Origin of the sequence: Enterococcus sp. DA9 (assembly GCF_008000875.1) — a bacterium.
GTDB lineage: Bacteria > Bacillota > Bacilli > Lactobacillales > Enterococcaceae > Enterococcus_B > Enterococcus_B lactis.
This window is the reverse complement of sequence record NZ_CP042839.1, coordinates 1,797,428-1,809,775: the sequence shown is the minus strand read 5'-3', so window position 1 is coordinate 1,809,775 and position 12,348 is coordinate 1,797,428. Positions and strand designations below refer to the sequence as shown.

The window sequence follows — 12,348 nt, the reverse complement described above, 5'->3', positions numbered from 1 at the left end:
AAACTGTTGTCCTTGTCATAGATAATAAAGGAGAGCTTGAAAATGAAAACTGCGGTTACGTTTCTATTAGAGGAATATGCCGATTGGGAAGGGGCTTATATTACTAGCACACTAAACCAAAATGAGGGATGGCAAAATAAAACTGCTTCTATCCAATCAGAGGTCACTTCCATGGGAGGACTAAAAACAAAAATCGATTATTTAATCGAACAAATACCTGAAAAAATTGATCTCTTTATTATGATTGGTGGCAATTCATGGGACATAGAAAATCACCATTTATATTTAATAATCGATAAATTTTTAAAAACAGGCGTACCAGTAGCTGCGATTTGTGGGGCAGTTGATTATTTAGCACAGAGCGGATTATTGCAAGGTTACAAACACACCGGAAATATGCAATTTCCTTGGTTAGAATCGGAAAATTATCAAAATAAAGAAGATTTTATAGAACAACAAGCTGTAAAAGATCATAACTTGATTACCGCGAATGGAACAGCTCCTATAGAATCCACAGATTTGATTCTTCAAGCAGTCCATTTTGAAACAGAAGAAATAAGACAAAAAACGATTCGTCTATACAAACTTGGATACTATGATTACTATGAAAAGTACGGAGATTCTTTCTCCTAATCATTCTCTTCAATTGGATACTCTTATCAATGTTGTGACAAGCAATCTAACAATGATTGCTTGTCACACTTTTTTATGGTATTTGTCAAAGAACATACATTCTATTTATATTCATATATAAGATTTCATTGATTCACAAATTTATATATCCTGCTAAACTTTTTCTTCTATTTTTCTATTTGTATAAAAAAACTGAGAATCAATTTTTTAACTCATTCGTAAAAGCAAAAATATAGCTAGTAGACTAATGGTTCCTATAAAAATCGTGCTAGATAAAACTAGTACTTTGCTGTATATAGTGGACTTCTTCCCACATCTTTTTAAACTTCTTACATAGAGAAAAGCTAAAAGAGCTCCTATTAAATTTCCTGTTATAACTTGTTGGACAACAGTAAATTGTAGGTATATTCTTAACAAGCTGATGTCAATTGTTCTTTTTTCTAAAAAATAAAGAATACTTGCTTGAAATAACATTAAAAAAGGAAATAAGGAACCAAGAGCGATATATGGATTATGGAAAAAAGCTTCATGTATCACTCCATTCATTCTGATAGTCATTAATATAGCATAGAAATAAAAAAGGAAAGCTGCGGCTATCCAATAACCAAGTAAAATGTGTTTCCAGAGTCCTTCTATCTTGTCTCTTCTCATCTAGCTCTCCTCTCTCAGCGTATATACACCATAAGCACGAACTAAATAATCCGCTAAGCAACTCAAGCTGATCAATGATTGAAATGGCTTATTTTCTTTTCCAAGGATAAAGCAATTACAATAATAATTTAAATGATAAGTACTATGGCGTGTGAAATAATTATCTCCAGCTGCAGTAATGGTCAAAACTGGAATTTTCTGTAATTCAAAGGCAGTCAGATTTTCTTTGACCTCATGTGTTTCACCGCTCATAGAAACAATAATGGCCATATCTTCTAATGTTATCAGTGGCATGGCCATATCAAACTCCGTCTTATTTGGCAACACCATTACTCTCTTTCCAATACCTAGCATCATTTTATAAAACTCATCAATTACTTTCTTTTGTGAAAATCCCGTTGCATAGCAATAGATCATCTTACTTCGGTCTAAGCATTGAAGGATTGGCTTTAAGTTGACAGCCTTCATGTAATGAAGCGTCTGCTGGATATCTTCCAGTTGTTTTTCAAAAATATCTTCTTTTGTTCTAAGCCCATTTTCTTTATTTGTTACATGTCGTAAAAAATATTTGAACTCAGAATAACCAGAAAACCCCAATTTCTTAGTTGTTCTCATAATGGAAGATTTTGAGACATAAAGTCTCTCCGCTAAGTCAGTTATTTTCAAATTTTGTATCAAGCTAGGATCCGATAAAATAAAGTTCAAGATTCCTCGGTCTAGTTCGCTTAATTTTTCTGCATGTTGATGAATCAATTTTTCTAGTTCCATACTATCCCTCCTCTATTATTAGTATATGCAATAACATGAAACTATTTTTTAATAGAGGAGAACCACGATGTATTTGGAATACTGCTATTTCAATTCAGGCCAGTATTCTTGGTTTACACTCACCAAATCATCTAGTAGATTTTTTGCAACTTTTGCGTTTGGAACAATCTTTGATAATGTCAGTGCTTGCCATAATTTCTGATAAGACCTTTCTTCCCAAGCTTCGACTACTAATTTTTCAACTGCTACTTGTTGTTCCATCAATCCCTTTTGGAAGCGTGGAATCTTTCCTTGTATCAACGGTTCTGGTCCATTGCTGCCAACTATACAGGGTATTTCTACCATCGCCGACTCATCAAAATTCTCGATAGCTCCGTTATTAGGTACGATCAGCAACATCCTTTCATGAGTGTTATAGGCAATTGCTCGTGCTAAATCAACGATATAGCTAGCATGTTCATCGATTTCTAGTATCGTATTTTCTGCTGAACCACTACTAGTGATACGATCACATTCATTAAATACTTGTTTTTCACGTCCAACCATCACTTCATTTGCACGCGTGAACTCTGGATTGGTGTGCGCTACTTCATCTTGCGGATAAAAGTAATATTTCAAATAAGTGTTAGGAAGAGTAGTTGGGTCAATGTCATATACTTCTTTTGCTTTCATAAATGTATGTTTCCAACTTGCATCAGTTTGTTGTGATTCTTGAGATTCCGATGGTAGAGCGTAACCAAACTGACTAACATATTCTTGAATTTTAGGCATCAAATCATTTCCTTCTGTATCTCGGATATCCGTCCACCATCCAAAATGATTCAAGCCATAGTAGCGTACGACCATTTCTTTGCGTGAAGCTAAACCGATAGCTTGAGCCATACGCTCTTCAATTCCCACCGGCATATCACATATATTGATGATTTTTGCTTTAGGACGTAATTTTCGAGTCGCTTCTGCCACGATCGCCGCTGGATTAGAGTAATTGAGCATCCACGCATTTGGTGAATATTTTTCCATATAATCTATCAACTCTAAAACACCGCCAATTGAACGCATCCCATAAGCAATTCCGCCAGGTCCACAAGTTTCCTGACCAACTACCCCATACTTCAACGGAATTTTTTCATCTTTTTCCCGCATCGCATATAAGCCAACACGAATATGTGCCATAACAAAATCAACATCAGTGAATGCTGTTTCTGGATCAGTAGTGGCTGTAAATAAAATATCTGGTGCTCTTTCCTTCAATAAAATCTCACACGCAGAAGCAATACGTGTTTGTCTTTCCTCCAGATTGTCATAAAATTTGATTTGCCGGATAGGAAATCTATCCAGATGTTTCAAAAGCATCAAAACAATTCCAGGAGTAAATGTACTCCCTCCGCCGGCAATCGTGATTGAAAATTTTTTCATATTAACATTCCCCTTTCTGTTTGTCTGTTAAGATTTTTGTGAAACTATTGTTCTATTTCTAATAAACGTTCAAATTGTTCACGTACTTGTGGCACGTCCAAACCAACTATTACTTGAAAAGCATTGCCGTTTCTCACTACACCGTGTGCTCCACCTTCTTTAAAAATCGTATCTTCTAAAACCAACATTTCATTTTTTACAGTTATTCTCAAGCGTGTAGCACAATTTGTGACTTTTTCAATATTTCCGGCCCCTCCAAAACCTTCTAAATAAATAGCAGCTTGATTCTCATATACATTTTCAATTTCTGTTTTTGAAGTTTTCCTCTCTTTTTCTTTGTAATCTTTTTTAGTATATAATTTAACAGCGTCGGTATTCTCTTCTCTCCCCGTAGTGGCAATATCAAATTTGATAATCAGGTATCGAAACACAATAAAATAGATTCCTGTAAAAGCTAGACCAATCACTAGTTGGGTAAAGATCATTCCTTTATGGTTTTGAAATAATGGAATCCAGACTTTCACAAACAAATCAATAAATCCACCACCAATATCCCCTACCACACCAAAACCATACATTATTGCCGCCATTGTAGCAGCCAAAAGTGAATGAATAGCAAACAACGGTGGAGATATAAATAGAAACGTAAATTCTAATGGCTCAGTGATACCCGCCAAAACAGCTGTCAAAGTTGCTGGAATCAGGATCGTCAGCACCTTTTTCCTATTCTCAGGTCTTGCAGTGAAATAAAATGCTGCGGCAATACCTGGAGAAGCGAATATCTTTGAATTCCCGTGCAAAGCAAAACCGCCTTCTGGAAAGAGATGCTTAAGTGGCTGTTCGCTGCGAGCAAACTCCTGAAGATGTGTCATCCAGTATCTCGCAATCCCTTCTTCTACTACTGCTGGCCCAAACGCAAACGGTGCGTAGATAAAATGGTGTAAGCCGGTTGGAATCAAAATACGTTCTAAAAAAGTGTAAAGCCAGACACCAAATATACCAGCACCCGCTAAGAAACCTTGCAATGAACTGATTGCCGACTGGATCTTAGGCCAGATAAGGCAGATCAAAAATGCAATAGGTAACATGATGAAAAAACTAATAATCACAACAAATGATGACCCTTGTAGATTCCTAAAAAATCCGGCAGCTTTTTATCAAAGAATCGATTATGCAGATACACTACAACAGCTGAAATCAAGATTGCCCCTATAATTCCTGTATCCAATGTTTTGATACCCGCAATCATTTTCAGTCCACTTGCGCCGCCCGGATCGGCAGAAAAATCAACACCAAAAAATCCGCTATAAAAGCCTAACATGGTAGAAATGAAATAATTACAAGTAATATAGACTACAAATGCTTCCATTACTGCTCTAGCACTTGCTTTTTTAGCTAATCCGATAGGTAATCCAATAACAAACAACAACTCCATTTGATTGAATACGGTCCAAGCACCACTTTCAACCACTGACCAGATCGAATACCATGCTGTTCCTTCTGTAGCAATACTCCCCACTAACATTGGATTTTTAAAGATGATACATAAAGCCACCATGATCCCCGAAAAAGAAAAGAGCAAAACCGGTGTAAACATAGCTCCGCCAAAGCGTTGAATCTTTTCCATTATCATAATAAGTCAACTCCTTCCATACACATCTTTTGTCGCAGATTTAGTATAAGCATAAAAGAAATCGGTTACAATAGCTATTACACTTTAAGAAACTTGATTTCAATAATAGTTCTTAGGTAGCATATAATGGGAAATTTCCCTAAATACATAAATAAAAGATAGATTTAATCAATGTATAGAAATTTTTTCTCTGCTTCTCCTTTAACCAGAGAAATTTAGAATTATGCTATACTAGTATTAATTAAAGTGACGAGGTGTTTTATATGAAAAAGTTAGGGTTTATTTTAGCGTCGATCTCCTTATTCCTTGTAGGATGTACATCTGCTAGTAAAGAAACTAGTGAGTCATCTGCGACCGCAGTCAAAAGTTCCATCAGACAAACTAGTTCAGCTGAAAAATCAAGTACACAGAAATCAGCTTCTTCTGAATCGAATGCATCTTCAACCACCAGCAAACTTTCAGAGTCCAACCCTTCTTCTATATCTAGTGATACAGTTGACACGAGTCTTTCTTCTTCCACAGCAGACACATCCTTCTCACAGTCTTCTCAGTCAGTAGATCCGTTAGCAGGATATTCTGATCTGCAAATTGAGTACGCACGCGTTTGGTTGGCTGTCAAGGGTAATACTTTTAAAGATGCATCAGGCGATTTTGAACTACATGTTATTCATTATCCGGCAGGAACACCTATCGATCCCTATGATGCAGGGAGCGTAGGTTATCCAAAAGACGTAGTTATGCTTACTGGAAAATACGGCTACCAGGGAATTTTAGTGTATTCTAGTAACCACGACGGAACGATCACTAGTTATCCAGTTCCTTCACATTGGCAAATACCTGCAGATCAAGCCTCTGATCCAGCATTCATAAAAAAAACAACTCAAGAAATCATTGATCATGCATCTGCGGTTGCTATTCCTACAGGCAACCCAAATGACGTGAAACAGTTAATCGATGTGACAGTTATAGATAATTAAACTTTCTAATATGTTATACAAAAAGAAGCTGACAAAATACTGTCAGCTTCTTTCACTTTCTTTTCTATTTAGATTTATTGGTCTTTGATAGACTCCAAGGCAGGAAAAAATTTTATTAAATAAACGTTTGCAAAATAGTCTCTTTTCCATCTTTTACCGATACTTCTGCGTAGGCACCGTTGATCAATGTTAGTTGTGGCGGCACATGACCGCAATCAATATCATACAAGATTGGTATGTTCAATTCTTTTGAAAGATCTTCATATACATCCTTCATTCGATAATCTAGCAAATCCTCTGCTGCACTTCTGCCAAACATGATACCAGAGCTGTCCTCAAACCATCCTGCTAGTTTCATCTGAACAAGTGATCTTCTTAAATCAACGGAGGATAGCTCACAGTTTTCTAGAAACCACAAGATTGGCTTTCCATCATTATACGTTCTTTTAAACGTTTGGACATCTCCATAAGGTGTACCAATTAAATGTCTGATCGTATCTATACAACCACCTAATAATCGGCCTTTTATCCTTACTGCCTCTCCGCTGACTGTTTGCCAATTTGTTGGTTCAGTAAGATGGAAAACTGAAGGTGACGGTTGCTCATGATGCCATTCTTTTTGATATTTTTCAGAAGAATACTGTAAGATTGATTCTCCTTTGCCTGTTTCTAGTACACTTTTCCACATCGCTGTCGTTTTATCTGAATAATTTCCTCTTAAATCAACAAGGTTGATCCCATGTGCAGTGGCTATCCTTGTTTTTAATGTGATGGCGAGTAGCAACGTACTAATATCTGAATAACCTACTATCCATTTTGGCTGTAGCGCATCGAAATCGACAGAATCGAGGATCTCAATCAATAATTCTCCTCCCCAAGGCGGAAAGATCATTTGGATATTCTCATCTTTCATCATTTGATTGAATTCATCTGCTCTTTCTCTTGCTGGAGCTGATTTTTCTTTATCTTGCGTCCACAGCGTCTTTCCAGTAACGACATGAAAAGATTTTTCTTCCATACTCTTTATAGCCATTTCTAGTAACAGGTGGTGTTCTTCTGCTACGCCCGATGATGGTGCAGTAACCCCAATCGTCGTATTTTTACCTAATAACGGATATCTTATCATATTGCTACAGCTCCTAGTATGCACTATTTTGTTTGATTGTTGTTATTTTCATTTGCTGGCATTAAAAACATCGGTATTTTAAGTAGCTGGATGATTTTGTTTAAGTCAATCGTTTTGATGACCATCGTTTGATCTGGCCTTCCTGGTGCAAAAACAAGTTTTTCTTTTGACAATAGTTCTTCGTCAATAATAATCGGTATCTGTTCTTCGTAACCAAATGGAGAAACAGCGCCCTGTTTTTGTCCCGTCTGTTCTTCCATATGTTCTGATGAAACAATAGAAAGCCTTTTACCGATGATCTTTCCTAATGCTTTGAAATCCGTTTGTTTTGTAGTAAAAGTCAGATATACATAGTTATTATCTTTTTTATCTTTTAAGAATAAGCTTTTGGTCTCTGTGCCTGTAAATCCTTGCTCTTTCTTCACCACCAAAGCATCTTCATTTGTATAAATAGCTCGATGATGATACAACTCAAAATAAATATTTGCGTGTGAGAATTTCTTTGCCAAGTCAATCATTTTTATGCCTCTTTTCTATTTTGGTCTTTGAGCCATCTTATCATCAAAATATACCGGATACAATATCGCTTGTTTTCTAATTTATTTTTATACATAACCATTGTTTTTCTGGTAAAATAAATCAAACCACTTAATGGAGGCGTTTTAGAATGGAAAAATTCCGATTGATTATTGATCAAATAAAAGAAAAAGAAAATCAACAAAAGATCAATGACCTTTTCTCTAAGATAGCGAAGACATATCCCCAGCTGGACACAACTGTAAAATGGAACCAGCCTATCTTTACTGATCATGGTACCTTTATTATTGCATTCAGTTTTGCTAAAAATCATTTTTCCATCGCACCAGAAAAAGCAGCGATTCGTGCCCTTGAAAAGACTATCCAAGAAATTGGTTACATATATACGGATAATGTCATCAAAGTTCCTTGGAAAAGTGCAATCAATTGGGAACTGATTGACCATTTTATTTCATTTAATATTGAAGACAAGAAAGATCATAATAAATTTTGGCGATAAAGCTTTATACAAACAAAAACTGTACTGGCGAAGAATCTATCCATTACCTTGTACAGGCTTTGTTCTATCCTTTTTATCCTCACTGGTTAAACACTTAATTGGCAAAGTATCTGTTGTTTTTATAAGGAGTCTTTCTTGTGCTGAAAAAAATCACTGATACGAATGACCTTGAATTTTCAACTTAGTAAAATTTTTTCAGCAATTTTCCTGCAAATCTTTTGAATAAGGAAAAAATACGAGAAAATATCAGCAATCTTTCATAATACTATCCATTATTTTCAGGTATATTTAAATATAATATCACTTTAGAAGAGAATGAATTTCTTTAGAGAAAGAAAAGTTAGAATTTTCTGATTCGTTTTTTGCAATGACTTTAAGTGAGATCGTTCTTTCTACATCTCGTGATAAAGCAACTAACAACCAAACCAATAGAATCATTCACATAGGAGGGTGAACATTGAAAGATTTTTACTCAGTAAATGAATTAGCCGAACAATTAGGTGTTACTACACGTTCTATCAGAAATTATCTTCATGAAGGAAAACTAAAAGGAACAAAGGTCGGCGGACAATGGAAATTTTCTGAACGTAATCTCTTTGAATTTCTTTACGGAGATCAAGCAGATGAAGCAGCAAAAGACATGCAACGATTCATGCTAGATACACCAATCACGATGCGTTTCAACCTTCAGTATCGTGATTTTACAGCGATCAATCAATTCCGAGAACAATTAGTTCAGTACCATAACGATGTTTACGCAAATAAAAAAGACCGTCTTTTACAATACGATCTTTATAAAGATAATCATGCGGAGATACTTATAGGTGGTAATTTTAATTATGTAACGAACTTTAGTCAATGGATCAATGGAAAATTATTGATGCAGACAGATATTTCACTTGTTTCTTAGACGATTAAAAAGAGCGTGGACAAAAGTAAATAACACTTTTGTCTCACGCTCTAAACACGTATAAATGGCGGAAGCAGAAGCAACTCCTTCGGAAATAAGCTGAAATTCACAAAAATTTGAAAAGCAATTTTCGTGAATTCCTTCTTATTTCTTGGAGTTAAACGCTTCTGTCCCGGCCTCTTTTTATAAGTAATCTTTTGCTCTCTTTATCCTCAAATAAAGACCGTGACCATACTTCCTACTACGATCAGCAACAAGCCGATAATCGTTAATTTTTTTTCTTTTGGTGTCTTATTTTCATGCAGGATGTACATACCGCCTAATGTAGAGATAACTACGTTTAGTTGTGTAATGATATATGCAGTAGCAACCCCATTTTCATTCGCTGAAAAAATATAAGCCAACGCTGACACACTGAAGATGGCTCCAACTATTGTTGCTTTCCAACTTTTGTCTTCAGAAAATGCAGTTGGTTTTCGGAAAATCACATAAATAACTGCCCCTAAAAAGACACCGATCATTTGCGGAAAGAAAATGGAAAGTCCACTTGCATCAACTAGTTTGGGCAATGCACTGTAAACCCAATAACCAATACTTGTTGATGCTAATAGACTAATTCCTTTTGTGATACCGCCTTTTTTTCCAGGATCATCACTGATTGCCGTTAAAGCAGAGCCAAATACAAGAAGAATGATCGCTGCTGCACCAATGATTTTCCCCATACTTCCAGACCATTCTCCAAAAGCAAAGACACCAATCAACGAGGTTCCGACTAACTGTAATGCAGTCGAGATAGGCATCGTTTTAGAAACACCAATCAAGTTGAAAGATGTATACTGTCCTGTTTGTCCAATAACCCAAAATGCACCAGAAAGTAAACTAATCAAAAATGTAGTCACTGAAATGCCAGCTGGAGAAGCGAATAATTGAACGAGTAAGCCAACAAGCACCGCTCCAATACCAGTTCCTAATATCTCATTTGTTGGTCTGCCGCCAATCTTTTTCAAAATCAGTGGCTGGATCCCCCACCCAACTGCCGGGATCAATGCAATCAATAAACCCATTTTTATTCACCCTTATCCTTTTCCACCTTGGAACGAAGGATATAAAGTCATCCCACCATCTGCAAATAGTGTAATACCTGTAACATAACTGGATTCGTCTGAAGCCAACCATGCAGCTGCCGCTGCTATTTCTTTTGGTTCACCTACGCGTCCTAGCGGGATCATACTTTCCAAGAGTTCTTTTTGTTCAGGATCATCAAATTTTGCCGCATTAATAGGTGTACGGATAGCGCCAGGTCCTATACTATTGATTCTGATTCCCTTAGGTGCGTACTCCATTGCTACCGTTTCGGTAAATAATTTTACCCCGCCTTTTGAAGCAGCGTAATGAGCAAATGTTGGCCATGGGATTTGTTCATGAACAGAAGACATATTGATGATATTTCCTTTTTTATCATTCTCTGTAAAATAATTCAAAGCTGCTTTCGTTCCGATAAAAACGCCAGTCAAATTTACTTTTAATACTCTTTCCCAATCTTCAAGGCTAAGTTCATGGGTCGGATGCTGATTTTCCATCCCAGCATTATTAACCCAAATGTCTAGTGTCCCAAAATTTTCTAAAGCCGTATCAAGTAAACGCTGTATTCCTTCTTCAGAACTGACATCTGCTTGTACAGAGACTGCTTTTCCGCCTGCCTCTTCGATTGCTTTGACTGCTTTTTCTGCCCCTTCTTTATCCGAATTATAGTTGACGACTACATTCATTTTTTCTTTCCCGAATCGTTGAGCAATCGCTGTTCCAATCCCTTTTGAGCCGCCAGTTACTACTGCGACTTTGTTTTCTAATTCCTTATACATAGTACCCACTCCTTTTTATACCTAAACCTGTTATTACGGATAACTTTTATTTCCGCCTTAAAGTGAGTGTACACCAATATATATAGTCTAAAGCAAATGATACGCTCCAGTAATCGTTTTCATTGGTTGGTAGCATCCTTCTATTTCTATAAAGAAAGAGTTTGTGACAGAAGTGTTCAGCTTCAAGAAATAAGAAGGAATGGACGAAAATTGCTTCTCAAAATTTTTGTGAAATTTCGGCTTATTTCCGAAGAAGCTACTTCTGGAACACCATTTATTCGGAAAAAGGGCTGTGACAAGACTTTTGTCACAGCCTTTCATACGCTTATTTATCAACCATTTCGTTGTAATTGCTAGTTATGCATAAAGATTAGCTCTCACGGACATTATTTTATTGCTGAGAAAAATATTCAGCTGTTGCTTGTTCATCATCCTTGAGTTGTTCAATCAATTCCTCTACACTTGAAAATTTCACTTGATCTCTTAAAAATTGATTCCAACGTACTTTGACATGCTCGCCATAGATATCTTGATTAAAGTCCAAAATATACAATTCTACAGTCAGCTCCCGTCCTTCACCAAATGTATCATTATGTCCAATGGAACCCATGGCTGGATACCAAGTTTCCCCAATTTTTATTTCCGATACATAAACACCTTCTTTAGGTAAATGGACTGTGCTCTTTACTTTGACATTTGCTGTAGGGAATCCTAATAATCTGCCTCGTGCATCGCCATGAACAACTACCCCCTCTACCTCGTATATGCAACCTAATAGTTTTGCCGCTTCTTTTACTTGACCGCTGTCTAGCAATCCTCGAATACGTGTAGAGCTGATTTTTTCGCCTTGTTCTTCTTCTTTAGAGACTGTGACGATTTTGAATCTTCCCTTAGCATATTCAGGAAAATGAGCGACATCCGCAATGTCTTTCGGTCCATAGGTGTAATCAAAACCGGAAACAGCATATTTCGCATGTAATCCTACGATATATTGATCAACAAACTCTTGTGGCGCTAAATTAGCAAAAGAAGAAGTAAAATCGACTTCATATAAATAATCGATACCCAAATCTGCCATTTTTTCTTCTTTTTGCTTCAGGCTAGTCAAATACTTCACACTGCTAGGATCGATCTTCTTAAAAACAATCGATGGATGTTGATTGAAAGTCATCAATGCTAATTTCAATCCTTCTTTTTGCGCAATTTCCATACCTGTCTTTATGACTTTCTGGTGTCCAATATGCACGCCGTCAAAAAATCCCAGTACTAAAACGACATCGTCTTCTGGAATTTGTTCTGGTTGGTAAGGATGTCTGATCTTGATGATATTCATTCG

11 protein-coding genes and 2 pseudogenes are annotated in these 12,348 nt (G+C 36.4%); 4 read left to right on the top strand and 9 right to left on the bottom strand.

The genetic code is table 11. The features are described 5' to 3' along the window. Positions 1–42 precede the first annotated feature (42 nt). Positions 43–671: pseudogene (locus tag FTX43_RS09645) on the top strand (type 1 glutamine amidotransferase family protein). A 169-nt stretch (positions 672–840) separates the two neighbouring features. On the opposite strand, the gene FTX43_RS09640 reads toward FTX43_RS09645, so the two are convergent. The 4 genes and pseudogenes from FTX43_RS09640 to FTX43_RS09625 all read right to left on the bottom strand — a co-directional run bounded on the left by FTX43_RS09640 (position 841) and on the right by FTX43_RS09625 (position 5,101). Next, on the bottom strand, positions 841–1,284 hold the full coding sequence (locus FTX43_RS09640) for a hypothetical protein (protein WP_002313656.1): 444 nt from the start codon (positions 1,282–1,284) through the stop codon (positions 841–843). Next, on the bottom strand, positions 1,285–2,052 hold the full coding sequence (locus FTX43_RS09635) for a MurR/RpiR family transcriptional regulator (RefSeq protein WP_002313655.1): 768 nt from the start codon (positions 2,050–2,052) through the stop codon (positions 1,285–1,287). An 84-nt stretch (positions 2,053–2,136) separates the two neighbouring features. Further along, a complete protein-coding gene (locus FTX43_RS09630) occupies positions 2,137–3,468 on the bottom strand; it encodes a 6-phospho-alpha-glucosidase (RefSeq protein WP_002313654.1) in 1,332 nt (443 codons plus the stop codon). A gap of 44 nt (positions 3,469–3,512) precedes the next feature. Then, positions 3,513–5,101: pseudogene (locus FTX43_RS09625) on the bottom strand (alpha-glucoside-specific PTS transporter subunit IIBC). Between the two features lie 263 nt (positions 5,102–5,364). Between FTX43_RS09625 and FTX43_RS09620 the strand changes: the two are divergent. Further along, entirely contained in the window at positions 5,365–6,078 is a 714-nt protein-coding gene (locus tag FTX43_RS09620) for a hypothetical protein (RefSeq protein WP_147607026.1), read from the top strand. Between the two features lie 115 nt (positions 6,079–6,193). On the opposite strand, the gene FTX43_RS09615 is transcribed toward FTX43_RS09620, so the two are convergent. Further along, positions 6,194–7,204, bottom strand: coding sequence for a S66 peptidase family protein (locus tag FTX43_RS09615; protein ID WP_002313651.1), 1,011 nt, complete (start codon positions 7,202–7,204; stop codon positions 6,194–6,196). A 23-nt stretch (positions 7,205–7,227) separates the two neighbouring features. After that, complete coding sequence (locus tag FTX43_RS09610; RefSeq protein WP_002316340.1) at positions 7,228–7,722, bottom strand: YbaK/EbsC family protein; 495 nt, start codon at positions 7,720–7,722, stop codon at positions 7,228–7,230. A 149-nt stretch (positions 7,723–7,871) separates the two neighbouring features. Between FTX43_RS09610 and FTX43_RS09605 the strand changes: the two genes are divergently transcribed. Both FTX43_RS09605 and FTX43_RS09600 read left to right on the top strand, forming a co-directional pair. Beyond that, positions 7,872–8,240: an iron chaperone gene (locus FTX43_RS09605; RefSeq protein ID WP_002308916.1), complete on the top strand. Its 369-nt coding sequence runs from the start codon at positions 7,872–7,874 to the stop codon at positions 8,238–8,240. A 457-nt stretch (positions 8,241–8,697) separates the two neighbouring features. After that, positions 8,698–9,150, top strand: coding sequence for a helix-turn-helix domain-containing protein (locus FTX43_RS09600; protein ID WP_002316342.1), 453 nt, complete (start codon positions 8,698–8,700; stop codon positions 9,148–9,150). A 212-nt stretch (positions 9,151–9,362) separates the two neighbouring features. Here FTX43_RS09600 and FTX43_RS09595 read toward each other — a convergent pair whose 3' ends face one another. From FTX43_RS09595 to ribF, 3 genes are all read right to left on the bottom strand, one after another. Then, on the bottom strand, positions 9,363–10,214 hold the full coding sequence (locus tag FTX43_RS09595; protein WP_002288523.1) for a GRP family sugar transporter: 852 nt from the start codon (positions 10,212–10,214) through the stop codon (positions 9,363–9,365). Between the two features lie 12 nt (positions 10,215–10,226). Then, positions 10,227–11,012 (bottom strand): glucose-1-dehydrogenase, encoded by a 786-nt coding sequence (locus tag FTX43_RS09590; RefSeq protein ID WP_002308914.1) that lies wholly within the window; start codon positions 11,010–11,012, stop codon positions 10,227–10,229. A gap of 391 nt (positions 11,013–11,403) precedes the next feature. After that, the gene (gene ribF, locus FTX43_RS09585) at positions 11,404–12,345 is read right to left on the bottom strand and encodes a riboflavin biosynthesis protein RibF (RefSeq protein WP_002313649.1); all 942 of its coding nucleotides are present in this window, start codon (positions 12,343–12,345) and stop codon (positions 11,404–11,406) included. Positions 12,346–12,348: the final 3 nt, after the last annotated feature.

Bases quoted from the DNA above. Each gene is read 5' to 3' on its own strand.
- FTX43_RS09640 (WP_002313656.1), bottom strand. From the start codon at position 1,284: ATGAGAAGAGACAAGATAGAAGGACTCTGGAAACACATTTTACTTGGT.
- FTX43_RS09635 (WP_002313655.1), bottom strand. From the start codon at position 2,052: ATGGAACTAGAAAAATTGATTCATCAACATGCAGAAAAATTAAGCGAA.
- FTX43_RS09630 (WP_002313654.1), bottom strand. From the start codon at position 3,468: ATGAAAAAATTTTCAATCACGATTGCCGGCGGAGGGAGTACATTTACT.
- FTX43_RS09620 (WP_147607026.1), top strand. From the start codon at position 5,365: ATGAAAAAGTTAGGGTTTATTTTAGCGTCGATCTCCTTATTCCTTGTA.
- FTX43_RS09615 (WP_002313651.1), bottom strand. From the start codon at position 7,204: ATGATAAGATATCCGTTATTAGGTAAAAATACGACGATTGGGGTTACT.
- FTX43_RS09610 (WP_002316340.1), bottom strand. From the start codon at position 7,722: ATGATTGACTTGGCAAAGAAATTCTCACACGCAAATATTTATTTTGAG.
- FTX43_RS09605 (WP_002308916.1), top strand. From the start codon at position 7,872: ATGGAAAAATTCCGATTGATTATTGATCAAATAAAAGAAAAAGAAAAT.
- FTX43_RS09595 (WP_002288523.1), bottom strand. From the start codon at position 10,214: ATGGGTTTATTGATTGCATTGATCCCGGCAGTTGGGTGGGGGATCCAG.
- FTX43_RS09590 (WP_002308914.1), bottom strand. From the start codon at position 11,012: ATGTATAAGGAATTAGAAAACAAAGTCGCAGTAGTAACTGGCGGCTCA.
- ribF (WP_002313649.1), bottom strand. From the start codon at position 12,345: ATGAATATCATCAAGATCAGACATCCTTACCAACCAGAACAAATTCCA.